26 protein-coding genes are annotated in these 24503 nt (G+C 71.7%); 14 read left to right on the top strand and 12 right to left on the bottom strand.

Annotated elements, in window-relative coordinates; translation table 11 throughout:
* Positions 1 to 91: 91 nt before the first annotated feature.
* Positions 92 to 1495: an SGNH/GDSL hydrolase family protein gene (locus ACN27F_RS04080; protein WP_421431265.1), complete on the bottom strand. Its 1404-nt coding sequence runs from the start codon at positions 1493 to 1495 to the stop codon at positions 92 to 94.
* Positions 1496 to 1635: 140 nt separating this feature from the next.
* Here ACN27F_RS04080 and ACN27F_RS04075 point away from each other — a divergent pair, with 140 nt between their 5' ends.
* On the top strand, positions 1636 to 2106 hold the full coding sequence (locus ACN27F_RS04075) for a hypothetical protein (protein WP_421431264.1): 471 nt from the start codon (positions 1636 to 1638) through the stop codon (positions 2104 to 2106).
* A 27-nt stretch (positions 2107 to 2133) separates the two neighbouring features.
* On the opposite strand, the gene ACN27F_RS04070 is transcribed toward ACN27F_RS04075, so the two are convergent.
* Complete coding sequence (locus tag ACN27F_RS04070) at positions 2134 to 2412, bottom strand: hypothetical protein (RefSeq protein WP_421431263.1); 279 nt, start codon at positions 2410 to 2412, stop codon at positions 2134 to 2136.
* A 217-nt stretch (positions 2413 to 2629) separates the two neighbouring features.
* Here ACN27F_RS04070 and ACN27F_RS04065 point away from each other — a divergent pair, with 217 nt between their 5' ends.
* The 9 genes from ACN27F_RS04065 (at position 2630) to argH (ending at position 11586) form a co-directional block, all read left to right on the top strand.
* Positions 2630 to 2917, top strand: coding sequence for a DUF427 domain-containing protein (locus ACN27F_RS04065; protein ID WP_421431262.1), 288 nt, complete (start codon positions 2630 to 2632; stop codon positions 2915 to 2917).
* A gap of 81 nt (positions 2918 to 2998) precedes the next feature.
* The gene (argC, locus tag ACN27F_RS04060) at positions 2999 to 4012 is read left to right on the top strand and encodes an N-acetyl-gamma-glutamyl-phosphate reductase (RefSeq protein WP_421431261.1); all 1014 of its coding nucleotides are present in this window, start codon (positions 2999 to 3001) and stop codon (positions 4010 to 4012) included.
* Positions 4009 to 5217 (top strand): bifunctional glutamate N-acetyltransferase/amino-acid acetyltransferase ArgJ, encoded by a 1209-nt coding sequence (gene argJ, locus ACN27F_RS04055; protein ID WP_421431260.1) that lies wholly within the window; start codon positions 4009 to 4011, stop codon positions 5215 to 5217. The genes argC and argJ overlap by 4 nt, the downstream gene beginning before the upstream one ends.
* Positions 5214 to 6149 carry an acetylglutamate kinase gene (argB, locus tag ACN27F_RS04050; protein WP_421431259.1) on the top strand — a complete coding sequence of 312 codons (936 nt, stop codon included), beginning with the start codon at positions 5214 to 5216 and terminating at the stop codon, positions 6147 to 6149. The genes argJ and argB overlap by 4 nt, the downstream gene beginning before the upstream one ends.
* A gap of 1 nt (position 6150) precedes the next feature.
* A complete protein-coding gene (locus ACN27F_RS04045) occupies positions 6151 to 7410 on the top strand; it encodes an aspartate aminotransferase family protein (protein ID WP_421431258.1) in 1260 nt (419 codons plus the stop codon).
* Positions 7407 to 8354 (top strand): ornithine carbamoyltransferase, encoded by a 948-nt coding sequence (gene argF, locus ACN27F_RS04040; RefSeq protein WP_421431257.1) that lies wholly within the window; start codon positions 7407 to 7409, stop codon positions 8352 to 8354. Before ACN27F_RS04045 ends, argF begins: the two co-directional genes overlap by 4 nt.
* On the top strand, positions 8351 to 8860 hold the full coding sequence (locus ACN27F_RS04035) for an arginine repressor (protein WP_421431256.1): 510 nt from the start codon (positions 8351 to 8353) through the stop codon (positions 8858 to 8860). The genes argF and ACN27F_RS04035 overlap by 4 nt, the downstream gene beginning before the upstream one ends.
* Positions 8861 to 8902: 42 nt before the next feature.
* Positions 8903 to 10114 carry an argininosuccinate synthase gene (locus ACN27F_RS04030; protein ID WP_421431255.1) on the top strand — a complete coding sequence of 404 codons (1212 nt, stop codon included), beginning with the start codon at positions 8903 to 8905 and terminating at the stop codon, positions 10112 to 10114.
* Between the two features lie 8 nt (positions 10115 to 10122).
* Positions 10123 to 11586, top strand: a complete 1464-nt coding sequence (argH, locus tag ACN27F_RS04025) for an argininosuccinate lyase (protein WP_421431254.1) — start codon at positions 10123 to 10125, stop codon at positions 11584 to 11586.
* A gap of 8 nt (positions 11587 to 11594) precedes the next feature.
* On the opposite strand, the gene ACN27F_RS04020 is transcribed toward argH, so the two are convergent.
* On the bottom strand, positions 11595 to 11930 hold the full coding sequence (locus tag ACN27F_RS04020; protein ID WP_421431253.1) for an antibiotic biosynthesis monooxygenase family protein: 336 nt from the start codon (positions 11928 to 11930) through the stop codon (positions 11595 to 11597).
* Between the two features lie 104 nt (positions 11931 to 12034).
* On the opposite strand from ACN27F_RS04020, the gene ACN27F_RS04015 reads away from it, so the two are divergent.
* Positions 12035 to 12682: a DNA-3-methyladenine glycosylase gene (locus tag ACN27F_RS04015; protein ID WP_421431252.1), complete on the top strand. Its 648-nt coding sequence runs from the start codon at positions 12035 to 12037 to the stop codon at positions 12680 to 12682.
* A 35-nt stretch (positions 12683 to 12717) separates the two neighbouring features.
* Here ACN27F_RS04015 and ACN27F_RS04010 read toward each other — a convergent pair whose 3' ends face one another.
* The gene (locus ACN27F_RS04010; RefSeq protein ID WP_421431251.1) at positions 12718 to 13011 is read right to left on the bottom strand and encodes a sigma factor-like helix-turn-helix DNA-binding protein; all 294 of its coding nucleotides are present in this window, start codon (positions 13009 to 13011) and stop codon (positions 12718 to 12720) included.
* A gap of 272 nt (positions 13012 to 13283) precedes the next feature.
* Here ACN27F_RS04010 and ACN27F_RS04005 point away from each other — a divergent pair, with 272 nt between their 5' ends.
* Positions 13284 to 14684, top strand: a complete 1401-nt coding sequence (locus ACN27F_RS04005; RefSeq protein WP_421431250.1) for a helix-turn-helix domain-containing protein — start codon at positions 13284 to 13286, stop codon at positions 14682 to 14684.
* On the opposite strand, the gene ACN27F_RS04000 is transcribed toward ACN27F_RS04005, so the two are convergent.
* Entirely contained in the window at positions 14660 to 15490 is an 831-nt protein-coding gene (locus ACN27F_RS04000) for a sulfotransferase family protein (protein WP_421431249.1), read from the bottom strand. The genes ACN27F_RS04005 and ACN27F_RS04000 overlap by 25 nt on opposite strands.
* Before the next feature lie 166 nt (positions 15491 to 15656).
* On the opposite strand from ACN27F_RS04000, the gene ACN27F_RS03995 reads away from it, so the two are divergent.
* Entirely contained in the window at positions 15657 to 17051 is a 1395-nt protein-coding gene (locus tag ACN27F_RS03995) for a hemolysin family protein (RefSeq protein ID WP_421431248.1), read from the top strand.
* On the opposite strand, the gene ACN27F_RS03990 is transcribed toward ACN27F_RS03995, so the two are convergent.
* The gene (locus ACN27F_RS03990) at positions 17006 to 17677 is read right to left on the bottom strand and encodes a TRM11 family SAM-dependent methyltransferase (protein ID WP_421431247.1); all 672 of its coding nucleotides are present in this window, start codon (positions 17675 to 17677) and stop codon (positions 17006 to 17008) included. The two genes, ACN27F_RS03995 and ACN27F_RS03990, sit on opposite strands and share 46 nt — an antisense overlap.
* Positions 17678 to 17681: 4 nt before the next feature.
* A complete protein-coding gene (locus tag ACN27F_RS03985) occupies positions 17682 to 18404 on the bottom strand; it encodes a GntR family transcriptional regulator (RefSeq protein ID WP_421431246.1) in 723 nt (240 codons plus the stop codon).
* 142 nt (positions 18405 to 18546) lie between these two features.
* On the opposite strand from ACN27F_RS03985, the gene ACN27F_RS03980 reads away from it, so the two are divergent.
* Positions 18547 to 19458 (top strand): fumarylacetoacetate hydrolase family protein, encoded by a 912-nt coding sequence (locus ACN27F_RS03980; protein ID WP_421431245.1) that lies wholly within the window; start codon positions 18547 to 18549, stop codon positions 19456 to 19458.
* Positions 19459 to 19492: 34 nt separating this feature from the next.
* On the opposite strand, the gene ACN27F_RS03975 is transcribed toward ACN27F_RS03980, so the two are convergent.
* The 5 genes from ACN27F_RS03975 to ACN27F_RS03955 are packed head-to-tail and all read right to left on the bottom strand — an operon-like array spanning position 19493 to position 24502.
* Positions 19493 to 20554 (bottom strand): Gfo/Idh/MocA family protein, encoded by a 1062-nt coding sequence (locus ACN27F_RS03975; protein WP_421431244.1) that lies wholly within the window; start codon positions 20552 to 20554, stop codon positions 19493 to 19495.
* Positions 20551 to 21738, bottom strand: a complete 1188-nt coding sequence (locus ACN27F_RS03970; protein ID WP_421431243.1) for a Gfo/Idh/MocA family protein — start codon at positions 21736 to 21738, stop codon at positions 20551 to 20553. Before ACN27F_RS03970 ends, ACN27F_RS03975 begins: the two co-directional genes overlap by 4 nt.
* A gap of 16 nt (positions 21739 to 21754) precedes the next feature.
* Positions 21755 to 22693: a C-terminal binding protein gene (locus ACN27F_RS03965; protein WP_421431242.1), complete on the bottom strand. Its 939-nt coding sequence runs from the start codon at positions 22691 to 22693 to the stop codon at positions 21755 to 21757.
* Complete coding sequence (locus ACN27F_RS03960) at positions 22693 to 23736, bottom strand: amidohydrolase family protein (protein WP_421431241.1); 1044 nt, start codon at positions 23734 to 23736, stop codon at positions 22693 to 22695. The genes ACN27F_RS03965 and ACN27F_RS03960 overlap by 1 nt, the downstream gene beginning before the upstream one ends.
* Before the next feature lie 25 nt (positions 23737 to 23761).
* A complete protein-coding gene (locus ACN27F_RS03955) occupies positions 23762 to 24502 on the bottom strand; it encodes an ABC transporter ATP-binding protein (protein ID WP_421431240.1) in 741 nt (246 codons plus the stop codon).
* Position 24503 lies beyond the last annotated feature (1 nt).

Here is a 24503-nt window from a genome sequence, read left to right as displayed (position 1 = left end):
GTGGGCGGCTGACCGCCGGACGGGCGGGATCGCCGGGTGGGTGTCGTTCCCGGGCCGGGCCGGGGATGTCCGGGCCCGGGAACGACATCGGTCAGGCCGTGCCCAGCAGCGCGGCCAGATCGACCGCGTCGGCCATCGCCGCACAGCCGGCGTCGTTGGGGTGCAGGCCGTCACCGCTGTCGTAGGCCGCCGCCAACCGGGCCGGGTCGACCGGATCGGCGACCGCCGCGGCGAAGTCGATCACGCCGTCGAACGCCCCGCTGGTGCGAATCCAGTCGTTGACCTCCCGCCAGATCTGCTGGCGCTCGGGCGTGTCCAGGAACGATCCGCCGAACGGGGTGACCGTGCCGCCGAAGATCGGCAGCCCCTGCGCCCGGGTCTGTGCGACCACCTGCTGGTAGCCGGCGATGATGTCGGCGGCCGGCGCGCTGTAGCCGATGTCGTTGACGCCTTCCATCAGGATCACCGACCGGACCCCGGTCTGCGCGTAGACGTCGCGTTCCAGGCGGGCCAGCGCCGGCACGCCCCAGTACGGTTCACCGTCGCGTGGCGCGAGCAGCCGGTTGCCGCCGAGCCCGGCGTTGACCACGGACAGGGTGGACCCGGGGCGGGCGTGCAGCCGGCGGGCCAGGTGGTCGGGCCAGCGCCGGTTGGCGTTGCCGGTGGTCGCCGAGGTGTCGGTGATCGAGTCGCCGAGCGCGACGACGGAGCCGACCACCCGACCGGGCGCCCGCACGTCGATGCCGTCGACGAGCATCCAGCACGGGGTGTCGGCGTACCCATCGGCGCCGGTCGCCCCGGCCCGGTCACCGTCGGCCAGGTAGTTGCCCTGCGCGGTGAACGGGTGGTTGGTGACCGGCCCGGTCTGTTCCGGCACGTGCACGCTGACCAGCAGGGTGCTCAGCGGGGCGACGCGCAGCTGCACCGGATCGCTGAGCGCCCGACCACCGGCGGCCACCGTGGTCGCTGTCCGCCCGCCGAACGTCAGCTCCCGCATGGTCCCCGGCGCGGCGTTCGCACCGTCGCCCTGCACCGCCACCGAGGCGCGGCCGATCCTCAGTTCCCGGGTGCCGAACGTGTTGGTGACCCGGACCCGGACCGCGCTGCCGCCGGTGCTGACGAACGCGACGTTGCGTACCGTCTGATCGGCCAGGCCGGCCCCGGCGGGGCAGTCCGACCAGGGGATCGTGCTGCCTTCGACCGGGCTCGGCGCCCAGGCGGCCACCCACCGGGAACCGTGCCGTCCAACACCCGCGTCGGACGAGCCCGCGTCGGCCGCGCCGGCGTCGGCCGCGCCTACTGCGGATCCGGCGGTGGCGGATTCTCCGGTGGCGCCGGCCAGCTGTGGTGGCGTGCCGTGCGCCGCGACCGCCAGGGCCACGGCCAGCGTGGTCGCCAACACCGCGGCACCGACGAGCGTCGCCCGGATGCCGGGGCCCGGGGTGCTGCCCGGCGCCGCGGCGCCCGATCCATGATGATTGTCGCTGGGGTGCACGCCTACCTCCTCGTCGATCGCCGTAGCGCCGCAGCGCAGTCCGGCGAACCGCCATTCAATAGACAGAAGTCTATGTCAAGGGCTGGGTGGTGTATCTCCCGGTGTCCGTCGGCAAGGAGGTCACGCATACCATTGGAGGCATGCCCCGATGGAAGACCCGCCGGCTCGGCGGCGGCGCGATCGCCGCTGCGGTGTCGCTGTCGTTGTTTGCCAGCGGCTCGTCACGGTGGGGCTGGTTCGTGGCGTTGGTCGTCCTGCTGCCGTACGCGGTGATGTTCCTGCCGGTACGGTGTGCCGAGCCACTGTGGTGCGACGGTGCCTGCCCGTACCCAGGATCCGGCCTGTTGATCGGCTGCCATCTGCACCGTCTCGACAAGATCGAGCGCCTCTTCGGCACCCGACCACGGGCCTTGACCGGCGAACCACGGGCCTTGACCGGCGATGCGCGGGTCTCGACCGCCGAACGCGCCGGCCGGGCGACCGTCGCGGTGCCGTCGACCCGGAACCTGGTCGTGCCGCGCCACGTCCGGGAAGGTCTGGCCTTCGTCGCCGCGCTGCTGGGCGCCGCCTCCGGACTGCTGATCCTGATCGGGGCCACGTCGCCCGGATAGGAGCTCCGTGATCGGCGAGTGCCGTGATCAGCGTTGCGGTCGGGACTGCCGGTAGCGGACGAGCAGCTCCAGCACCTCGGCCTTCAGCCCATCGATGAACTCGGCCGCCGGGGTGGCGGCGAACTCCTCCTCGCCCATCCAGCGCAGCTCGGAGTGGTTGCGTGAGGACGGCTCGCCTCGGCCGACCCGCCGACAGAGGAACCGGACGCCGGAATACAGCAGCTGGATGGCACCGCCGTGGTCCTCGGTGAAACAGATTCCGGCGACGTGCACCTCCGGCGTCTCGCGTAGCCGTTCGCGGGGCACGAACTGCGAACTCGTTGGTCTCCGACCACCGGGTGAAGACGCGCACGTCGACGAAGATCGCCAGGACGCTCCGGTGCGACACCGCCGCGGGATCCCGGGACGTTCGCGCGGCCGGCAACTGGTGCACCGACCGTAGCCGACAATGGACACCGGTGGATCAGCCGTCCGTACCTCGACACCGACCGCGGCGGCGGTCCCGGTGGCTACGCTGGATCGCATGCCGAAGGCCATCTGGAACGGACTCGTGATCGCCGAGAGTGACGACACGGTCGTCGTCGAGGGCAACCACTACTTCCCGCGGTCGGCGCTGCGCGACGACCTGGTCCGCGACTCCGTCACGCATACCCACTGTCCGTGGAAGGGCGACGCCTCGTACTACACCCTCGAACACGACGGACGACGCAGCCTGGACGCTGTCTGGTACTACCCCGATCCCTCTCCTGCGGCCGAGTCCATCCGGGGCCGGGTGGCCTTCTGGCGCGACGTCGAGGTCCTGCCCGACTGACGCCCCGCGGGGCGTGGGAGAGGGGTTGCCGGGGTGGGCGCATCCTGATACTGTCCGATGCATAGAAATGCGGAGGTGGGTATGGGTATCCGGGTCGCTGTCGCCGGAGCAAGCGGGTACGCCGGGGGAGAACTGCTGCGGCTGATCGCCGGGCACCCCGAGTTCGACCTCGTCGCCGCCACCGCACACCGCCAGGCGGGCGCGCCGGTGTCCGCCGTACACCCGCACCTGGCCGGCCTGGACCTGGTGCTCACCGCGACCGATCCGGCCGGGCTCGCCGACGCGGACCTGGTCTTCCTCGCCCTGCCACACGGCGAGTCCGGTGCCGTCGCTGCGATGTTGCCCACCGGCGTCAAGCTCGTCGACATCGGTGCCGACCACCGGCTGCGCGACGCCGCCGCCTGGCGGCGCTACTACGGCAGTGAGCACGCCGGCACCTGGACGTACGGGCTGCCCGAGCTGCCCGGCCAGCGTGCCCTGATCGCCGCCGCCGGCCGGGTGGCCGCCACCGGCTGCTACGCCGTCGCCACCATTCTCGCGCTCGCCCCGCTCATCGCCGCTGGCGTGGTGTCCGCCGAAGACGTCGTCGTGGTCGCCGCCAGCGGCACCTCCGGTGCCGGCCGGGCCGCCAAGACCCACCTGCTGGCCAGCGAGGTGATGGGCAGCCTGGCGCCGTACAAGGTCGGCGCGCACCAGCACGTGCCCGAGATCAAGCAGGCCACCGGCGCGGCCAGCCTGTCGTTCACTCCGGTGCTGGCTCCGATGCCGCGTGGCATTCTGGCCACGGTGACCGCCCGACCGACCTCGGACGCCGACCCGGCCGACGCCGCGCGCACGGCGCTCACCACCGCGTACGCCGACGAGCCGTTCGTGCGGGTGCTTCCGCGGGGGAGTTGGCCGGCCACCGCCGCCACCCTCGGTTCCAACGCCTGCCACCTGCAGGTGACCGCCGACGTCGACTCGGGCCGGGTGATCGTCTCCAGCGCCGTCGACAACCTTGGCAAGGGCGCCGCCGGCCAGGCCGTACAGTGCGCCAACCTGATGCTCGGCCTGCCGGAGACCACCGGACTGACCGCTTTCGGGACGGCACCATGAGCGTGACCGCCGCGCGGGGGTTCCGGGCAGCCGGGGTGGCCGCCGGTCTCAAGAGCAACGGTGCCTCCGACGTCGCCCTCGTCGTCAACGACGGGCCGGTCAGCGCCGCCGCCGGGGTGTTCACCGCCAACCGGGTACAGGCCGCGCCGGTACGGTGGAGCCGGCAGGTGCTGCGCGCCGGTGCGCTGCGGGCGGTGGTGCTCAACTCCGGTGGTGCCAACGCCTGCACCGGGCCGGGTGGATTCCAGGACGCTCACGCCACCGCCGAGCACGTCGCCGCCACCCTCAGCAAGTCGGCCGGGCCCGCCGGGTCGGGCGCGCGGGTCGAGGTCGGCGCCGGCGAGATCGCCGTCTGCTCGACCGGGCTGATCGGCGTGCGGCTGCCGATGGGCAACCTGCTGGCCGGGGTCGAGCGGGCGGTGGCGGGACTGTCCGGCGAGGGCGGGTCGGCCGCCGCCGAGGCGATCATGACGACCGACACCCGGCCGAAGATCACCGTCGTCGACCGGACGGCTCCACCCGGTGGGGCCGGCTGGCGGGTCGGCGGGATGGCCAAGGGCGCCGGGATGCTCTCCCCGGCGATGGCCACCATGCTGTGCGTGCTCACCACCGACGCGGTGGTCGACGCCGCCACCTGCGACGCCGCGCTGCGGGCAGCCTGCCGGGTCACCTTCGACCGGATCGACTCCGACGGCTGCCTGTCCACCAACGACACGGTGCTGTTGCTGGCCAGCGGTGCCTCCGGGGTCACCCCGGAGCCGACCGAGCTGACCACCGCCGTCACCGCGGCCTGCGCCGACCTGGCCCGGCAGCTGATCGCCGACGCCGAAGGCGCCACGAAGGAGATCGCCATCGAGGTCACCGGCGCGGCCGGGGAGGCCGACGCGGTCGAGGTCGGCCGCGCCGTGGCCCGTAACAACCTGGTGAAGACGGCGGTGTTCGGCAACGACCCCAACTGGGGGCGGATCCTCGCGGCGGTCGGCACCACCCACGCCGCGTTCGATCCCGACCAGCTCGACGTGGCGATCAACGACGTGTGGATCTGCCGCGACGGGGCCGCCGCCGCGTCCCGCGACCAGGTCGACCTCACCGGCCGGCAGGTGCACATCCGCATCGACCTGCACGCCGGCGGCGACGCCGCGACCATCTGGACCAACGACCTGTCACACGCGTACGTGCACGAGAACTCGGCGTACTCGACGTGACCGGCACCGACTCGCGCCCCGCGCCGGGCGCGTTGAGCCGCGACCTGAGCGCCGCGCAGGCCAAGGCGGCCACGCTGATCGAGGCGCTGCCCTGGTTGGCCCGTTTCCACGGCACCACCGTGGTGGTCAAGTACGGTGGCAACGCGATGATCGACCCGCAACTGCGGCGGGCGTTCGCCGCCGACATGGTCTTCCTGCGCTACGCCGGCATCCGCCCGGTGGTGGTGCACGGCGGCGGCCCACAGATCTCCAGCATGCTGCGGCGCCTCGGCATCGCCAGCGAGTTCCGGGGCGGGTTGCGGGTCACCACCCCGGAAGCCATGGACGTGGTCCGGATGGTGCTGGTCGGCCAGGTCGGCCGGGAGCTGGTCGGCCTGATCAACGAGCACGGTCCGTTCGCCGTCGGGCTGTCCGGCGAGGACGCGCACCTGTTCACCGCGGTACGCCGTCCCGCGTACGTCGACGGGGAAGCGGTCGACGTCGGCCAGGTCGGTGACGTCGACACGGTCAACCCGTCCGCGGTGACCGATCTGATCGCCGCCGGCCGGATTCCGGTGATCTCCACCGTGGCTCCCGACGTCGACGGCGTGCTGCACAACCTCAACGCCGACACCGCCGCCGCCGCGCTCGCCGTCGCGTTGCGTGCCCGCAAGCTCGTCGTGCTCACCGACGTGCCCGGCCTGTACGCCAACTGGCCGGACACCAGCAGCCTGATCAGCCGGATCACCGCCGACGAGCTGACCGGCCTGCTGCCCGGCCTCGCCGCCGGCATGGTGCCGAAGATGGAGGCCTGCCTGCGGGCGGTCCGTGGCGGGGTGCCCGCCGCGCACGTGGTCGACGGCCGGGTCGCCCACTCGACACTGCTGGAAGTGTTCACCTCGGAAGGGTTCGGCACCATGGTCACTGACCCGACGAACGACGGGGAGTCCTAGCATGGCCTCGCTGCGGGACCGCTGGTCCGCCTCGTTGATGGACAACTACGGCACGCCGCCGCTGGCGCTGGTCCGTGGTGAGGGCGCCACCGTCGTCGCCGAGGACGGCCGCCGCTACCTCGACCTGCTCGGCGGCATCGCGGTCAACGTGCTGGGCCACGCCCACCCGGCGATCGTCGAGGCGGTGACCCGCCAGATCGGCACCCTCGGCCACGTGTCCAACCTGTACGTCGCCGAGCCGCCGGTCGCCCTGGCCGAACTCCTGCTGGCGCTGACCGGCCGGCCCGGCGCGGTGTTCTTCGGCAACTCCGGGGCCGAGGCCGTCGAAGCCGCGTTCAAACTGTCCCGGCGTACCGGGCGGACCCACGTGGTCGCCACCCACGACGGTTTCCACGGCCGGACCATGGGGGCGTTGGCGCTGACCGGGCAGCCGACCAAGGTTGATCCGTTCCGGCCGCTGCCGGGCGAGGTGACCCACGTGCCGTACGGTGACGTCGACGCGCTGGCCGCCGCCGTCACCGAGCGCACCGCCATGGTCATCCTGGAGCCGATCCAGGGCGAGGCGGGAGTCGTGGTGCCACCGCCGGGCTACCTGGCCGCCGCCCGGGAGATCACCCTGCGGCACGGCGCCCTGCTCACCCTCGACGAGGTGCAGACCGGCGTCGGGCGTACCGGCCACTGGTTCGCCCACCAGGCCGACGGTATCGCGCCGGACGTGGTCACCCTGGCCAAAGGGCTCGGCGGCGGGCTGCCGATCGGTGCCTGCATCGCCTTCGCCGACTCGCCGGGCACCGGAACGTCGGGCACCGGAACGTCGGGCACCGGAACGTCGGGTGCCGGCTCAGTGGCCGGCAACCCGGCCGCGTTGCTCACTCCGGGCAGCCACGGCAGCACCTTCGGCGGCAATCCGGTCTGTTGCGCCGCCGCGCTCGCGGTGCTGCGCACCATCGCCGCCGAGGGACTGCTCGACCACGTCAAGCGGATCGGTGAGCAGCTGCGGCGCGGCATCGAGGCGCTCGGCCACCCGCTCGTGGACTCGGTGCGCGGCGCCGGGTTGCTGCTCGGCGTCGTGCTCACCGCACCCGAATCCGCGGCGGTGGCCACCGCGCTGCGCGACGCCGGCTTCCTGGTGAACCCGGCCCAGCCGGACGTGATCCGGCTCGCCCCACCGCTGATCCTCACCGCCGAGCAGGCCGACGAGTTCCTCACCGCGCTGCCGGGCGCCCTCGACACCGCCACCACCACCGGAGGCGCGACATGATCCGGCACCTGCTGCGTGACGACGACCTCAGCCCGGCCGAGCAGGCCACGGTACTGGACCTGGCGGTCGAGATGAAAGCCGACCGGTACGGCCACCGACCGCTGGCCGGCCCGCGCTCGGTGGCGGTGCTGTTCGACAAGCAGAGCCTGCGCACCCGGCTGTCCTTCGACGCCGGCATCGCCGAACTCGGCGGCAACCCGATCGTGGTGGACACCCAGGCCACCCACTTCGGCCGGGGCGAGACCCTCGCCGACGCCGCCCGGGTGCTGTCGCGCTACGTCGCGGCGATCGTGATGCGCACCTACGGCGACGAGCGGCTCGCCGAGGTCGCCGCCGGCGCCGGCGTACCGGTGGTCAACGCGCTCACCGACGGCTTCCACCCGTGCCAGCTGCTGGCCGATCTGCTGACCGTACGGGAACACTGCGGCGGCACCGCCGGGCGGACCCTGACCTATGTCGGTGACGCGGCGAACAACATGGCCAACTCCTACCTGCTGGCCGGCGCCACCGCCGGCATGCACGTGCGGGTCTCCGGCCCACCCGGGCACGACCCGTCGCCGGCGGTGGTCGCCCGGGCCGGTGAGATCGCCGCCTGGACCGGCGGCTCGGTGCAGGTCATCCGGCATCCGCGGGAGGCGGTCGACGGCGCCGACGTGGTCGCCACCGACACCTGGACGTCGATGGGCCAGGAAGGCGACGGGCGTAACCGGCGGACCCCGTTCTGGCCCTACCAGGTGAACAAGGACCTGCTCGCGGCGGCCTCGCCGGACGTGGTCGTGCTGCACTGCCTGCCCGCGCACCGCGGCGAGGAGATCACCGACGAGGTGCTCGACGGCGCGCACAGCGCCGTGTTCGACCAGGCGGAGAACCGGCTGCACGCGCAGAAGGCCCTGCTGGCCTGGTTGCTCGCGCAGCCGGGCGGTCAGCGTGGGGCACCCCGGTGACCGGGCCGGCCACCCGCACCGCGCGGCACGCGCGCATCGTCGAGCTGATCCGGGCCAAGGCGGTCCGCTCGCAGACCGAGCTGGCCGAGCTGCTCACCGGCGACGGCATGCAGGTCACCCAGGCCACCCTGTCGCGGGATCTGGAAGAACTCGGCGCGGTCAAGGTACGCGGTCGCGACGGCGGACCGGCCGTCTACCTGATCCCCGAGGACGGCAACCCGACGCTGCGCCCGGCCGAGCAGGCACCGGCCCGGCTGGTCCGGCTGCTGCACGAACTGCTGACCGGCGTAGATTCCAGTGCCAACATCTGCGTGCTGCGTACCCCACCGGGTGCCGCGCAGTTCCTGGCCAGCGCGCTCGACCGCTCCGGCCTGCCGGAGGTGGTCGGCACCATCGCCGGCGACGACACCATCCTGGTCGTGGCCCGCGATCCGGTCGGCGGTGCCGACCTGGCCGGCAAGCTTTCCGCCTGGGCCGCCACCCCACCCAGCCCAGTCATCACCTGACCTGTCCCACCCCTGCACACGGAGAACAAGGAGCACGACATCATGACTGAGCGGGTGGTACTCGCCTACTCCGGCGGCCTGGACACCTCGGTCGCCATCCCGTACCTCGCCGGGGAACTCGGCGCCGAGGTGATCGCGGTCGCGGTCGACGTCGGCCAGGGCGGCGAGGACATGGACGTCATCCGCAAGCGGGCGCTCGACTGCGGCGCGGTCGAGTCCGAGGTGATCGACGCCCGCGACGAGTTCGCCGCCGACTTCTGCCTGCCGGCGTTGCGGGCGAACGCCCTCTACATGGACCGCTACCCGCTGGTGTCGGCGCTGAGCCGGCCGCTGATCGTCAAGCACCTGGTGGCCGCGGCCCGCAAGCACGGCGGCACCGTGGTGTCGCACGGCTGCACCGGCAAAGGCAACGACCAGGTCCGCTTCGAGGTCGGCATCGGCGCGCTCGCGCCCGAGCTGAAGGTCGTCGCCCCGGCTCGCGACTTCGCCTGGACCCGGGACAAGGCGATCGCCCTCGCCGAGGAGAAGGGCCTGCCGATCGACGTGTCGCACAAGTCGCCGTACTCGATCGACCAGAACCTGTGGGGCCGGGCCGTGGAGACCGGCTTCCTGGAGGACATCTGGAACGCCCCGGTCGAGGACCTGTACTCCTACACCGCCAACCCGGCCACCGCCCGCGACGCCGACGAGGTGACCATCACCTTCGACGCCGGCGTCCCGGTCGCCGTCGACGGCGAGACGGTCACCCCGTACCAGGCGGTGGTGGAGCTGAACCGGCGGGCCGGCGCACAGGGCGTCGGGCGGCTCGACATGGTCGAGGACCGGCTCGTCGGCATCAAGAGCCGCGAGGTGTACGAGGCCCCGGGCGCGATCGCGCTGATCACCGCCCACCAGGAGCTGGAGAACGTCACCGTGGAGCGCGAGCTCGCCCGGTTCAAGCGGACCGTCGACCAGCGCTGGGGCGAGCTGGTCTACGACGGCCTGTGGTTCTCCCCGCTCAAGCGGGCCCTCGACGTGTTCATCGACGAGACCCAGCGCCAGGTCAGCGGGGAGATCCGGATGGTGCTGCACGGCGGCCGGGCGGTGGTCGTCGGCCGGCGCTCCGAGGCCAGCCTGTACGACTTCAACCTGGCCACCTACGACACCGGGGACACCTTCGACCAGAGCCTGGCCAAGGGCTTCGTGCAGCTGTGGGGCCTGCCCAGCAGGCTGGCCACCGCCCGCGACGCCCGGTTGTCCGGTAGCGGGGACTGACCCGCACAATGGTCGCCGTGGACGACAAGAGCCTGACCGAGAACACCGCCGGACCCAACCGCACCAGCCTGTGGGGTGGTCGCTTCGCCGGCGGGCCGGCCGAGGCGTTGGCCCGGCTGTCGGTCAGCGTCCAGTTCGACTGGCGGCTGGCACCGTACGACATCGCCGGCTCCCGGGCGCACGCCCGGGTGCTGGCCGCCGCCGGCCTGCTCGACCCGGAGGAACTGGGTCGGATGCTCGCCGCGCTGGACGACCTGGAGGCCGCCTGTGCCTCCGGGTCGTTCCGGCCGAGCGTCGACGACGAGGACGTGCACACCGCGCTGGAACGCGGCCTGCTGGAACGGCTCGGCACGCTTGGCGGCAAGCTGCGCGCCGGCCGGTCACGCAACGACCAGGTCGCCACCGACCTGCGTCTCTATCTGCGCGATCATGCCCGTGGCCTGGCCCGGCAGCTGGTCGAGCTGGCCGCCGCGCTGACCGAGCAGGCCGAACGACACCTGGACACCCCGGCACCCGGGATGACCCACGTGCAGCACGCCCAACCGGTGACGTTCGGGCACTGGCTGCTCGCCCACGTTCATCCGTTGCTGCGCGACCTGGACCGGCTGCGCGACTGGGACGCCCGGACCGACGTGTCACCGTTGGGCGCCGGCGCGCTGGCCGGCTCCGGGCTGCCGCTGGATCCTGCGGCGGTGGCCAAGGAGCTGGGTTTCCGGACGTCGTTCGCCAACTCGATGGACGCGGTGGCCGACCGCGACTTCGCCGCCGAGTTCCTCTTCGCCACCGCGATGATCGGCGTGCACCTGTCCCGGCTCGGCGAGGAGGTGGTGCTCTGGACCTCGCAGGAGTTCGGCTGGGTGGAGCTCGACGACGCGTTCGCCACCGGGTCGTCGATCATGCCGCAGAAGAAGAACGCCGACATCGCCGAGCTCGCCCGGGGCAAGTCCGGGCGGCTGGTCGGCGGCCTGGTGGCGGTGCTGACCATGCTCAAGGGTCTGCCGATGAGCTACGACCGGGACATGCAGGAGGACAAGGAGCCGGCGTTCGACGCGGTCGACACGCTGCAACTGCTGCTGCCGGCCCTGGCCGGGATGGTCTCCACCATGACGGTACGGGTGGACCGGCTGGCCGCCGCCGCGCCGGTCGGCTTCACTCTGGCCACCGAGGTGGCCGACTGGCTGGTCCGCAAGGGGGTGCCGTTCCGTGACGCGCACGAGATCACCGGCAAGCTGGTGGCGCTGTGCGTGGCCCGCGAGTGTGCCCTCGACGAGGTCTCCGACGACGACCTGCGGCTGGTCAGCGAACACCTGGACGGCACCGTCCGGGAGGCGCTGACGGTGCGCTCGGCCCTGGCGGCCCGGACCACGCCGGGCTCGACCGGCCCCGGCCCGGTCGCCGACCAGTTGGCGACGGTGGCGGCCCAACTCGCCGGCTGGCGGCAGTGGGCGGCCGAGCCGGTGGTACCCCGCTGATCGGTGGGTCAGGTCGGGCGGGTGAACCGGTAGGCCCGCTCGACCCGGGCCACGTGCACCGCGAACCCGGCGTACCAGTCGGCGCGACCCCGGTCCTGGATGGCCCGGTGGGCCAGGTGCCGCCGCCAGGTGGCGATGGATCGCTCGTCGCGCCAGTAGGACACGGTGATGCCGAGCCCGTCGGCTCCCCGGGCGCTGTCCACCCCCAGGAAACCGGGCTGGCGGGCCGCGAGGTCGAGCATCTCACGCGCGGCTGCGGCGTACCCGTCGTGATCGCCGTCGGTCCGGGTGGAGGTGAACACGACCAGGTAGTACGGCGGTTGCGGAGTGGTGGCGGGAGTCATTCGGCTCCTCGGCGACGGCGGGTGGGGTCGGCGCCCCGTGGCCGACAGCGTCGCAGCCGTCGGCCGCCGCCGGCAACTCCGGGTCCGTCGGGCATGCTGCGGGGATGACCCAGCCGTTGATCGATCTCGCCACCGTACTGGCCGGTCCGGTGGTGCCGGCGGCCCGCGCCCTGCTCGGCTGCGTGATCACCGCCGGCGACATCGCGGTCCGGCTGACCGAGGTCGAAGCGTACGGCGGGGTCGGTGCCGATCCGGCCTCGCACGCCCACCGGGGCCGTACGCCGCGCAACGCCGTGATGTTCGGCCCGCCGGGGCGGCTCTACGTCTACTTCACCTACGGCATGCACTGGTGCGGCAACGTGACGACCGGTCCGTCCGGGCAGGCGGCGGCGGTGTTGTTGCGCGCCGGTGAGGTGATCACCGGCCACCGGTCCGCCCGTGTCCGCCGGGGAGTGGCGGCCCCGGACCGGGACCTGGCGCGCGGCCCGGCCCGGTTGCTGGTCGCCCTCGGCCTCGACGGTGGCGCGAACGGTTCGTCGCTGCTCGACGGCACCGGCCCGGCGTCGTTGTCGCCGCCGGTGGCGCCGGTGCCACCGGCGGCGCACCGGGCCGGACCCAGGGTCGGGGTGGCACTCGGCTCCGACACACCGTGGCGGTTCTGGCTCGACGGCGATCCGACGGTCAGCCCGTACCGCCGGAGCGGACCGCGCCGACGTCCACCTGTCCCCCCAACTGATCGTCCCGCTGGATAGGAGCTAGCGCTGCGTCATCAGAGCGCGGGAGGGCGTCACCGGCGGACCGGTTGTCGCGTCAGCGGATCCGGCTGGTGCGGCCGTTCGGCCCAGGGCAGCAGGCCGTCCTCGACGGCGCGCCGGGCCAGCTCCAGCTTGGTGCGGGCCGGCCGGCCGACCGCCGCGTACTTGCGCTTGACCCGGTCCAGGTACTGCTTGGCGGTGCCGAGACCGATGCCGGTCCGCCGGGCGACGGCCGCCATGGTGAGGCCGGAGACGTAGGCGAGCAGCACCGCGCTCTCCTGCCGGGACAGTCGCGGATCACCGACGACGACGGGGGGCTCGGACACGATGTTCCTCCGGAGGTGGATCTGATGTTCCGGAGGTTACGCATTTGACCAGTGAGCAGTCAACGAGTTGACTGCAACTAGTGACGCTCTCCGCAGCAGCTCGGCCACCCCTGCAGGCTGTGCGCGAGGTCCGAGCCCGTCGTGGGAGCGCGGCCCGCGCCGGTGAGAACGATTGCTGCGATGAGCGCGGTCACCGTGCCCGCGCGAAGAAGCTTCATCGGATCCCCTTGCTGGTGATATAACCGTGCCTGCAGTAAATAAGGGGGTCGGACGTGAGTCAACAAGTTCACCGTGACTTCCCCCGCCGGCTGCGGGCGCTGCGTGTCGCGCGCAACATGACCCAGCGTGAGCTGGCCAGGGGCAGTCTGTCGGTCAGCTACATATCGTTGCTCGAGGCCGGTCGGCGGTCACCAAAGCCCGAGGTGCTGCGCGACCTCGCCGAGGCGTTGGGTTGCTCGGTGGCCGAGTTGACCGGTGAGGTCGAGGCCGTCGCGACCCGTCCGGCGACACTGACGCTCAGCTACGGGCGGCTCGCTATCGAGGCCGGTGATCCCGGCGAGGCGGAGCGGCAGTTCAGCACCGTCCTGGCCGCCGCACCGCCGGATCCGTTGACCCGCACCGAAGCCGAACTCGGCCTCGCACGGGCCCTGGCCGAGCAGGGCCGCCTGGCGGAAGCCGCCCAGCAGTACGAGTCGTTGCTGCGCGACAACGCCGACGGCCCGGCCTTCGTGGCCTCGCTCGGCATGGTGATCAGCTGGATCCGCTGCCTGTACGAGCTGGGCGAGCTGACCCGCGTCGTCGAGGTCGGCATGGGCACCCTGGAGCGGGTCGACCGGATCGGTGCCTGGGAATCCGAAGACGCCATCCGGCTGCTGGCCACCGTCGCCGCTGCCCACGCGGAGCTGGGCGATCTGCGGCAGGCCGAACGGCTGCTGCGGGAGGGGATGGAGCGTGCGGACCGGATCGGCTCCCCCCGTGCCCGCGCCGCCGTTTTGTGGAACGCCAGCCAGATCGCCTGCGAACAGGGCAGTTACCGCGAGGCACTGGAGCTCGCCGAAGAGGCGCTGGCGTTCTTCCGGTCCGATCGGGACCGGCGCAGCGCGGCGCGGCTGCTCACCGCGTACGGCTGCATCCTGCTCAGCCACGCCCCACCGCGCCTTGGCGAGGCCCGCTCGGCCTTCGAACGGGCACTGCACGAACTGACCGAGATCGGCGGCGGGATCGACCGTGGTTACGTGCTCACCGAGTTGTCCCGCACCCTGCTGCTCGAGGGCGACGTGGCCGGCGCGGTGCGCAGTGCCCGCCGGTCGCTGGACGAACTCGGCGGGCAGGCGCACCTGGAGCGGGCGCGGGCCCAGATGGCGCTCGCCGCCGCGCTGGCCGCGGCCGACGAACCGGACGAGTCCCGCGAGACGTTCGCTGAGGCCGCGCAGACCCTGAGCCGGCTCAACGCCTCCCGGCAGGCGTCCCGGGCCTGGGCGGAGCTGGGTGAGATGCTGGCCGAGGCCGGCGATCCGGTCGGCGCCGTGGACGCCTTCCGCAAGGCCACCGCGGCCATCCATCTCGGCCGGGCGCTGCCGAACACCGCTGGGCCGAACAGCGCAGCCTCGGACGCCGGCCGGCCGGGTACCGGTGAGTCGGACGCCGGTCAGTCGGCCGGCCGGGCCGGATAGTCCCAGCCGCGGGCCAGCTCGTACAGCGGATCCGGCAGCGAGACATCGGCCGGCAGATCCCGGGCCGGTTGTACGTTGCCGGAGCGGATCCGACCCGTCCAGTCGCCCAGCCCGGCCTTGATTCTGCCGTGGTCGAACCGGCCGTACTCGATCATCGCCGGCTCCCACTCAAGTCCGAGGAAGGCACAGATGCGCCGGGTCTGCGCCGCCGGATCGGCCACCAGATCCTCGTACCGCACCGTGTGCCCGGACAGCACCTGTTGCGCCTCGGCGAGCCGGGTGAGGTATCGCCCGACGCTTTCGACCGCCTCCTGCGGGCTCTGCTGCGGCCGGGCCCGGCTCCACGAGTCGAGGATCGCGGCCGGATGACGCAGCAGGAACAGGAACCGGGCGTCCGGCCAGACCCGCGCGATCCGCGACCACATGAAGACGTTGTGCGGCGTCTTCTCGACCAGCACCTGCTTGCCGCTGCGCTGCAGGGCGGCGTCGAGCACCCGGTCCCACAGCAGGTGGGTGACCTCGTTGGCGTCCCAGCCCAACTCGGCCATGCTGTCGGTGATGTAGTGATCGCCGAAGCGCACCTGCAGTTTGCTCAGGTGCAACTCGTGCGGGGCGTACAGCGCCGGATGGCTGTTCAGCATCATCCGCAACAGGGTGGATCCGGAGCGTACCGAGGAGAGCAGAAACACCGGCTGGCGCAGCAACCGGTGCGGCCGGCGGATCAGCGCGGGTCGGCCACCGCGGCGGGTGATGTGGACTCCGGTGGAGCGGGCGATGCGTACGGCGAGGTGCTGCTTCCAACTCATACGGTCGGACACTACGAAGTCTGCCTGAGAGAATGCTAGGGGTCCTCGGTACGGAAAGATCGCGGTGGTGCCGGCCGGCATGATTCGCGGCCGGTCCGGCTGGGCATTGCAGGCGTGCACGCCCGGGGCGGGCGTGGACCCGCCGGGCGATGACGGAAGGTGAGACGTGCAGGGGTACGGGACGCAGTTGGCGCTCGTCGGGATCCTGGTGGTCCTGAACGCGGTCTTCGCCGGCAGTGAGATCGCCCTGGTGTCGCTGCGGGAGAGCCAACTGCACCGCCTGGAGCGATCCCGCCGCACCGGGCGGGTGCTGGCCAAACTGGCCAGAGACCCCAACCGGTTCCTCGCCACGATCCAGATCGGGATCACCCTCGCCGGGTTCCTCGCCTCGGCCACCGCCGCGGTGTCCCTGGCCCGGCCACTCGTGCCGCTGCTGGACGGGCTCGGCCGGGCCGCCGAACCGGTGGCGATCGTCGGGATCACCCTGCTGCTCACGTTCGTGACGCTGGTCTTCGGTGAGCTCGCGCCCAAGCGGATCGCCATGCAACGGGCCGAACAATGGGCGCTGGCGGTGGCCCGGCCACTCGACGTGATGGCCAGCCTGGCCCGGCCGGCGGTCTGGGCCCTCGGCGCGACCAGCGATCTGGTGGTGCGGCTCACCGGTGGCGACCCGACGGCGGCCCGCGACGAGATCAGCCCGGACGAGCTGCGGGACATCGTCAGCGGGCACCGGGCGTTCACCACCGAGCAGCAGACCATCATCTCGGGCGCGTTGGAGATCGCCGACCGACGGCTGCGGGCCGTGCTGGTGCCCAGGCTGGAAGTCTTCGCCCTGGACAGCGGGACCTCGGCCGAGGCCGCCCGGATCGTGCTGGCCGCCTCCGGTCATTCCCGGGCCCCGGTGGTCCGCAACGGGATGCTCGACGACACGGTCGGTGTCGTGCATCTGCGTGACCTGGTGGGCATGCCGGACGACCGGCCGATCGACACGGCGGCCCGGCCCGCGATGCTGCTGCCCGAGTCGCTGCCGGTGGTGGACGCGCTGCGGCAGTTCAAGGCGGAACGCCAGCACATCGCGCTGGTGGTGGACGAGCGGGGCGCGGTCGACGGCATCGTCACCCTGGAGGACGTCCTGGAGGAGATCGTCGGGGAGATCTACGACGAGACCGACCGGGACGTTCAGGCGGTGCGTACCGAGCCCGACGGCGCACTCCTGGTGCCGGGCACCTTTCCGATGCACGATCTGACCGATATCGGGGTCGAGTTGCCGGGCCGCCCGGCTGGCGACTACACCACGGTCGCCGGGCTGGTGCTGACCCACCTGGGGCACATTCCGACGTCGGCCGGGGAAACGTTCGACATCGACGGATGGAGTCTCACGGTCGCCGCCGTGGACCATCACGCGATCAGCGCCGTACGACTGTCCCGTCGTCCGGAGCCGTCCGGAACCACCGGGCGGGCGGACGATCAGCCACACACCGTTGGCGCTGCGGTGGAAGACCTGCCCGGTGGGGCTCATCCGCAGGTATCAGCGGCGTCGCGCTGGAACACCAGGCAGTAGTCGCCGGTCAGCCACTCCGGCTGCCGGTCCCAGCAGAGGAACGACTCCTGCCGCAGGACGAGGTGTGCCGAGACCACCCGGCCCACGTCCCAGGCCAGAGTGGTCACCCGATCGTCGACGCGCATGTTCGCGACGTTCACGACGGCGTGCCCGCCGGGCCGTAGCAACTGCGCGACCTGTTCGAACACCGCGCCGAGCTCGTCGAGGTAGGTGGCGTAGTCGCCGTCGAGGGTCTCGTAGGCGTTGAGCGGGTTCTCGGGGTGGTCGACGGCGTCCATGTAGGGCGGCGAGGTGAGGCAGAGATCGACCGGACCGTGCACCAGAGTGCTCAGCTTCCGGGCGTCACCGTTGATCACCTCGACGTCGTCGTGCCCGGACAACCGGTGGCGGATGAGTGCCACCCGGTCCGGGAGCAGTTCCACGCCGATGGCGCGCCGGCCCATCCGTTGCGCGGTGACGAGGGTGGTGCCGAATCCGGCGAACGGGTCGAGCACCGTCTGACCCGGCGTGGTGTAGTCGGCGAGTACCGTCTCGACCAGCGCTTCCGGAAAGTGCACCTCCTGATCCTCGCCGGCCGGTAGTTGCGCGGCCAGATCCGCGCTGGACAACTGGATCCAGGGTTTCACCCGATCATTGTCCTCCGACGGGTGCGCCGCTGCCGGTACCGGGGTCGCCGGCCAGCCCGAGTCCGAGCAGGATCTCGGTGGTGCACCGGATGTGCGCCGCCAGCAGCCGCCGTCCTCGTGCGTGGTCGCGGTCGAGCGCGGCGGCGAGCAGCCCGGCGTGTTCACCGCGGATGTCGCGGGTCTGGCCGGTGGCCGTCGTCTGTGACCACGTCCGGTACAGTTCGGCGGCCAACCGCAGCGCGGCTGCGGTCTCGCGCAGCCGGCGGTTCGGGCAGCCGTCGAGCAGCGCCCGGTGAAACGCCAGGTGCGTGGTCGCCCATTGTTCGCTGACCATGCCGGGGTCGGTGGCGTCGCGCTCGGGTGTGCGGTCCAGTAGATGGTGGGCCGCGACCAGATCCGCCTCCCAGCGGGTGTCGCCATGAGTGATGGACTGATCGAGCACCAGAGTTTCGATCGCGACCCGCGCCTCGGTGAGATCCGACAGGTCGTCGCGGCTGAGCGCGGTCACCGAGAAGCCGACCTGCGGCTGCGCGTCGACGAAGCCCTGGCCGGCGAGACGGATCAGAGCCTCCCGGACCACGCCGAGGCTGGCACCGTACTGCTGCTGCAGCTCGGTCAGGCGTAGCCGGCGGCCGGGCACCAACCTGCCGGCGAGGATGTCGGCCCGAATCCGGTGGTGGAGATCCTCGGTCAGGGTACGCGCACCGGACGGCTTCTCCTTCGCCATGCCGGTATGGTAGCCGCCGCGTGAGCGGTGCCGACCTGATGATCACGATGATTTTCGAAAATTCTTGCCAGGATCGAAAAAGTTGGGATACGGTCTCGGTCAGCCGCCGGCTCGATCAACCGGCACGATAGGGAGGGCAGCGATGCGTCTGGGGAACCTGCACGGCCGGTTGGTCATCGTCACGTCTGCCGGTGTGGTCGACGTGGCCGTCGCCAGCGACGGCCGATTCGGTCCCGACCCGCAGTCCGGGTACGAGGACTGGGCCGAGCTGTGCGCCTGGATGCAGAGCACCGGCCTGCACCGTGCCGGTTCGGCCGGCACCGACCTGTCCGCCGCGGTGACCGTCGGTCTCGACGAGAAGGGGCTGGGCCCGGTCGTGCCGCGCCCCCGGCAGATCTTCGCGGTCGGTCTCAACTACGTCGATCACAGCGCCGAGTCCGGGTTCAGCCAACCCGCTCAGCCGATGATCTTCACCAAGTTCGCGTCCTGCCTGGCCGGCCCGACCGGGCCGATCACGCTCTCCGGCGACACGGTCGACTGGGAGGTCGAACTGGTCGCCGTGATCGGCCGCACCGCCGTGGCCGTACCGGTGGACGAGGCCTGGGACCACGTGGCCGGGCTGACCGTCGGCCAGGACCTGTCCGACCGGACGTTGCAGATGCGCGGGGCGCCGCCGCAGTTCAGCCTGGCAAAGTCGTTCCCCGGCTACGGACCGATCGGTCCGTACCTGGTGACCCCGGACGAGCTGGCCGACCGTGACGACCTCGAACTGACCTGTCTGATCAACGGCGAGGTGGTGCAGCACGGCCGCAGCCGGGACATGGTGTTCCCGGTGCCGGTGCTGATCAGCTACCTGTCCGCGGTCTGCCCGCTGTACCCGGGTGACCTGATCTTCACCGGCACCCCGCCCGGCGTCGGCTTCGGCCGTACCCCGGCCCGCTACCTGTCACCGGGCGACGTGCTGGAGACCCGGATCGACGGAATCGGCACCATGCGCCACGACTGCGTCGCGTCCGCCAGGGACCTGGACCCGTCGGCCATCCTGCCCGGCTGACCGGGACCAGGTCCGCGAGCTGCCGGGGCGGGCCTCAACCCGTACCGGCGGCCGAGAGCACCGGCGGCCGCCAGTACGGGTCCAGCGCGACCGGCTGGCCGGACTCCGCCGACAGATCGGCGGCCAGATAGACCCGCATCACCTCGCGCGCCTCCCGGGCCGGCACCAGCACTGGCCCGTCGCCCGTCACCGCCGTCAGGAAATGCGTCGTCTCGGTGGCCATCGGGCCGGCGTAGACGTGCCCGACCTGTTCGCCCGGCATGGTGGACAGCGGGAACACCACGCCGCCGGACATGCGGTTCAGCACGATGTCGCGGTGGCTGTCGTCGATCAGCAGCGCCGCGTCGGAGCCGACGAACTCGATGGTCGTGGTGGAGAAGTTGGGGTAGCCGGGCGGCAGGATCCAGCCCGCCCCGATCACCACGACCACGCCGTTGTCGAAGGTGATGGTGATCCAGGAGCAGTCGGGCACGTCGTGATCGGGTGCCATCACCCGGCGTACCGACTGGGCGTACACGCTCACCGGCCGGGCCGGTGCCAGGCACCACATCACGAAGTCGATGTCGTGGGTGGCCTCCATCGCCGCCGGCGACAGCTTGATCCGGCCACCGATCTTCCTGCCCAGGTTGCGGGTGATGTGCCGGCTCACCAGCGCGCTGACCGGCGTGCCCAGGGTGCCGTCGACCAGGCACTGCTTGACGTACGCCTGCTTGGGGTTGAACCGCTGCGAATAGCCGACGGCGAACTTCAGGCCCCGTGAGTCGGCCAGGTCGATCAGCTCGTCCGCCTCGTCCAGGGTCAGCGCCAGCGGCTTCTCCAGCAGCACGTGCTTGCCGGCGGCCAGGCAGTCACGGGCCATCGGGTAGTGCGTGGTCTCCGGAGTCGCGGAGATCAACACCGCGTCCACCTTGTCGAGGAACTCCCGGTAGTCGGCCGTCGCCGTCACGGCGCCGGTCCGCGCCGCGACCTCGGCCAACCGGTCCGGGCGGATCTCCGCGACGTGCAGCGACTCCACCAGTGGGCTCGCCGCGCACACCGCGGCCCGGATCCCGCCGCACCAGCCGGTGCCGATCACTCCTACGTCGATCGTGGTCATGCTCGCTCCTTCCCGCTCGTCCCGAGCAGGGTGTCCAGTTCGGCCGGGTCGGCCGGCAGGTCGATCTCGGTGCGCCGGGCGGCGGACAGGTCCATCGCCATGGTCAGCAGCAGGTTGCGGTGGCCGTCGGCGACGGTCGCGTGCGGGGTACGGCCACCGTTGATCAGCCGGGTCAGCCAGGAGACGGTCTCCTCGCGCATCGGCCCCCACAGTTGGCCGTTCCACAGGTCACCAGGTGGATAGCTGGTGAGGAAGTCCACGTGTCGCGCGGCGCCGGCGGCGAAGCCCTCCGGCTGGTAGCCGGCCGGCTGCGGGAAATCCGAGGCCAGCACCAGGTCCCGGTGGGTGTCCTCGATGTCGATCACACCGTGGGTGCCGACGATGCCGATCTCCAGCCCGTACACCGATCCCGGCCACACCGTCGGCAGCGCCCAGCTGATGTTCATGCTCCAGATGGTGCCGTCGGCCATGGTGACGATCGCCAGCGTCGCGTCCTTGGTGCCGTGCCGACCCAGCGACCGGTCCACCGACCGGGCGTACACGCTCACCGGTTCCTTACCGGCCATCAGCCACATGCACATGTCGACGCTGTGCGTGCCGGAGACGACGATCGGGGTGAGGGTCGCCCGTTCGGCGGTGCGCCGCAGCGTCGCCAGCGGCACCATCTGGTTCATGAAGGCCCGGGTCACCACCGTGGTGACCGCGCCGATGGTGCCCGACTCCAGCCGGGCCTTGGTGGCCAGGAACCGGCGGCGGAACCGCTGGGTGTAGCCCACCACGGCGTCCACCCCGGCCGAGGTGATCTCGGTGAGGATCCGCTGCGACCCGACCGCGGTGGTGGCCAACGGCTTCTCGATGAACAACGCCTTGCCGGCCCGGGCGGCCAGCGTCGTCGGGATCTCGTGCTGGTTCTCGTCGGTCGCCACGATCACCGCGTCGACCTCGGGCCGGGCGATCAGCGCGGCGGCGTCGGTGGTGAACAGATCGGCCCGGGTGTCGCCGGCCAGTTTGCGTCCGAGCGGCTCGTCCCGGTCGCACAGGCCGAGCCAGCCCACCGCGGGATAGTCACGGGCGATGCCGGCCCGGATCCGGCCGACCGTGCCGCAGCCGATTACCGCGACCCCGATCGGGCGTCGCAGACCAGCTGGTGTCGATGTGTCGGCTGGTGTCGATGCGTTGGACACTGTTCCTCCGGATGTCTCAGGTGACCTGGTAGGCAAGCGGCTCGCCACGCAACGCGGCCAGCACCTGGCCGGTCGCCTTGCGCTGCGACTCGCCGATCGCCTCCAGGGAGTAGAACGCCGAGTGCGGGGTGACCAGCAGATTCGGAACTTTGTCGAGGGCCGCCGCCGGTGGCGGTTCAGCGTCGAACACATCCAGGGCCGCCGCGCCGACCTGCCCGGATCGCAGCGCGTCGAGCAGGTCGGCCAGCACCACGATCGGGCCCCGCGAGGTGTTCACCACGGTCACGTCGGGGCGCATCGCGGCCAGCGCGGCGGCGTCGATCATGCCCCTGGTCTTGTCGGTCAGCGGGCAGTGCACCGAGACGATGTCCGACTCGGCGTACAGTTCGGCGAGTTCCACCGACCGGTCCGGCCCGGCACCGGCCAGGTACGGATCGTGCACCAGCACCTGGCGGACCAGCGGCCGCAGGACGTCGGCCACCAGGCGGGCGATCCGGCCGTAGCCGAGCAGGCCGACGGTGCGGGTGGACAGCCGGTGTATCTCGCCGAGCCCGCCCACCCCCCAGCCACCGGCCCGTACCAGCGCGTCCCCGGCCGGCACCCGCCGCACGGTGGCGAGCAGCAGTGCCACCGTGTGCAGCGCCACCTCCTCGACGCAGTAGTCCGGCACGTTGGTCACCGCGATCCCCCGCATTCGGGCCGCCACCAGGTCGATGTTGTCCACCCCGATGCCGTACCGGGCGATGATCCGGCATCGCGACAACCCGGCCAGGTCCGCGGCCGACAGCGGAAAGTACGTGTTGAGCAGCGCGTCGGCGTCCCGGGCCAGGGCCAGCACGTCCGTCCGATCCCCGCTGGCCACCTCAAGGGTGCCGCCGGCCTGCTCGATCAGCGCCCGCTCCACCTCGACGTCGGGAAACACCTGGTCGGTGACGACCACTCGGAACCCGGCCATCACCGCACACCCAGCCCCGCCGGCACGTCCAGCCCGAACAGCTCGACCGCGTTGCCGCCGGCGATACGCGTCCGGTCCGCCTCGGCCAGGGCGACACCGGCCAGCTGAGCGGCCACCGGACCACCGCCCATGTCGAACGGGAAGTCGGTGCCGTAGACCACCCGGTCCGCGCCGACCTGTCCGATCAGAAACTGCAGCGGGCTCGGTGCGTGGGTGATGGTGTCGTACCAGAAGCGGCGCAGGTACGTCGACGGCGCGGCCTGGCAGCCCTTGGTCTCGGTGCGCACCCGGTGGCCGTGGTCGAACCGTCCGATCTGGTACGGCAGGTAGCCCCCGCCGTGCATCAGCACCAACTTCAGTTCCGGCAACTCGTCGAGCACCCCACCGAAGATCAGCCGGGCCGCGCCGACGGTCGACTCCAGCGGATTGCCGACCAGGTTGGTGAGGTAGTAGTCGGTCAGGCCGGTGCGGATACCGGCGTTGTACGGATGCAGAATCAGCGGTACGCCGAGCGTGGCGGCCTCCGCCAGCACCGGGCGGAGGCTGCGGTGATCCAACCCCAGGTCCTCCACCCGGGGACCGATCTGGGCGCCCTTCATGCCCAGCTCCCGCACGGCCCGGCGCAGTTCGGTGACGGCGGCGGCCGGATCCTGCATCGGCAGGGTGGCCACCGCCACCGCCCGGCCGCCGGAGTCGGCGGCAGCGGCGGCGAGCGTGTCGTTGGCCATCCGGCAGAACCCGGCCGCCTCGCTCGCGTCGGCCAGCCAGTACATCAGCAGGGTCGGGGTGAGCGAGAGCACGGCCAGGTCCCAGCCGTGCTCGTCCATGGCGGCGAGGCGGGCCTCGATGTCGTAGAAGGTCGGATCCACCGCCCACCAGAAGCCCTGCCGGTGGCGGACCCGCTCCCGGCCGGCCGCGTCCCGCTCGATGCGCAGGCCGTCGAACCCGCGGCCGGCCCGGGCCCCGGCGATGATGTCGGCCGGGGCGAAATGACTGTGTATGTCTACCCGTAGCACGTGTTCCTTCTTTCGGCTCTCGCGCATTCGGCTCTCGCGCCGTGCACAGCGCTCAGGTGGCGAGCAGGTCGAGGGACTCGAAGCGGCGCAGCAGGTCGGCGCGGGCCAGTGCCACGTCGTCGGAGGACGGATCCCGGGGAAACGGCAGCTCGACCGGGATGTCCGCGACGAGCCGGCCACCCTTGGCGAGCATCACGATCCGGGTGGACAGCTCCACCGCCTCACTGACGTCGTGGGTGACGAACAGGACCGTCTTCTTGGTCTCCATCCACATCGCGTGCAACTCGCGGCGCAGCGACCGGGCGGTGATCGCGTCGAGATGGCTGAACGGCTCGTCCATCAGCAGCATGTCCGGTTCGATGGAGAACGCCCGGGCGATGCCGACCCGCTGCTGCATGCCGCCGGAAAGCTGCCCGGGGTACTGCTTCGCGGTGTGTTTGAGCTGCACCATGTCGAGGTAGCGTTCGCACCGCTGCCGGGCCTGCGGCCCACCGGTCGGCTGGACGAACATGAGATTGTCCAGCACCGTACGCCAGGGCAGCAGTCGGGCCGCCTGGAACACGTACCCCATCCGGGCCCGGCGTTCGCCTTCGGTGATCTCGACCTGCCCGCTGGTGACCGGCTCGATTCCGGAGAGAATGTTCAGCAGGGTGGACTTGCCGCAGCCGGACGGGCCGACGACACTGACGAACTCGTGTCCGGTGACCTCGAACGAGATGTTCTCGATCGCGACCACACTGCTGGTGTCGGTGACGAACTCCTTGCGCAACTCGTGCACCCGGATCGTTGCCATG

Source organism: Solwaraspora sp. WMMB335 (genome assembly GCF_049179075.1).
GTDB lineage: Bacteria > Actinomycetota > Actinomycetes > Mycobacteriales > Micromonosporaceae > Micromonospora_E.
Note: the sequence above shows the minus strand (reverse complement) of the source record. Positions and strands in the feature narration are given on the sequence as shown.

Coding starts and splice junctions, on each gene's coding strand:
- ACN27F_RS04075 (WP_421431264.1), top strand. CDS start 1,636: ATGCCCCGATGGAAGACCCGCCGGCTCGGCGGCGGCGCGATCGCCGCT.
- ACN27F_RS04065 (WP_421431262.1), top strand. CDS start 2,630: ATGCCGAAGGCCATCTGGAACGGACTCGTGATCGCCGAGAGTGACGAC.
- argC (WP_421431261.1), top strand. CDS start 2,999: ATGGGTATCCGGGTCGCTGTCGCCGGAGCAAGCGGGTACGCCGGGGGA.
- argJ (WP_421431260.1), top strand. CDS start 4,009: ATGAGCGTGACCGCCGCGCGGGGGTTCCGGGCAGCCGGGGTGGCCGCC.
- ACN27F_RS04045 (WP_421431258.1), top strand. CDS start 6,151: ATGGCCTCGCTGCGGGACCGCTGGTCCGCCTCGTTGATGGACAACTAC.
- argF (WP_421431257.1), top strand. CDS start 7,407: ATGATCCGGCACCTGCTGCGTGACGACGACCTCAGCCCGGCCGAGCAG.
- ACN27F_RS04030 (WP_421431255.1), top strand. CDS start 8,903: ATGACTGAGCGGGTGGTACTCGCCTACTCCGGCGGCCTGGACACCTCG.
- argH (WP_421431254.1), top strand. CDS start 10,123: ATGGTCGCCGTGGACGACAAGAGCCTGACCGAGAACACCGCCGGACCC.
- ACN27F_RS04020 (WP_421431253.1), bottom strand. CDS start 11,930: ATGACTCCCGCCACCACTCCGCAACCGCCGTACTACCTGGTCGTGTTC.
- ACN27F_RS04015 (WP_421431252.1), top strand. CDS start 12,035: ATGACCCAGCCGTTGATCGATCTCGCCACCGTACTGGCCGGTCCGGTG.
- ACN27F_RS04000 (WP_421431249.1), bottom strand. CDS start 15,490: ATGAGTTGGAAGCAGCACCTCGCCGTACGCATCGCCCGCTCCACCGGA.
- ACN27F_RS03985 (WP_421431246.1), bottom strand. CDS start 18,404: ATGGCGAAGGAGAAGCCGTCCGGTGCGCGTACCCTGACCGAGGATCTC.
- ACN27F_RS03980 (WP_421431245.1), top strand. CDS start 18,547: ATGCGTCTGGGGAACCTGCACGGCCGGTTGGTCATCGTCACGTCTGCC.
- ACN27F_RS03975 (WP_421431244.1), bottom strand. CDS start 20,554: ATGACCACGATCGACGTAGGAGTGATCGGCACCGGCTGGTGCGGCGGG.
- ACN27F_RS03965 (WP_421431242.1), bottom strand. CDS start 22,693: ATGGCCGGGTTCCGAGTGGTCGTCACCGACCAGGTGTTTCCCGACGTC.
- ACN27F_RS03960 (WP_421431241.1), bottom strand. CDS start 23,736: ATGCGCGAGAGCCGAAAGAAGGAACACGTGCTACGGGTAGACATACAC.
- ACN27F_RS03955 (WP_421431240.1), bottom strand. CDS start 24,502: ATGGCAACGATCCGGGTGCACGAGTTGCGCAAGGAGTTCGTCACCGAC.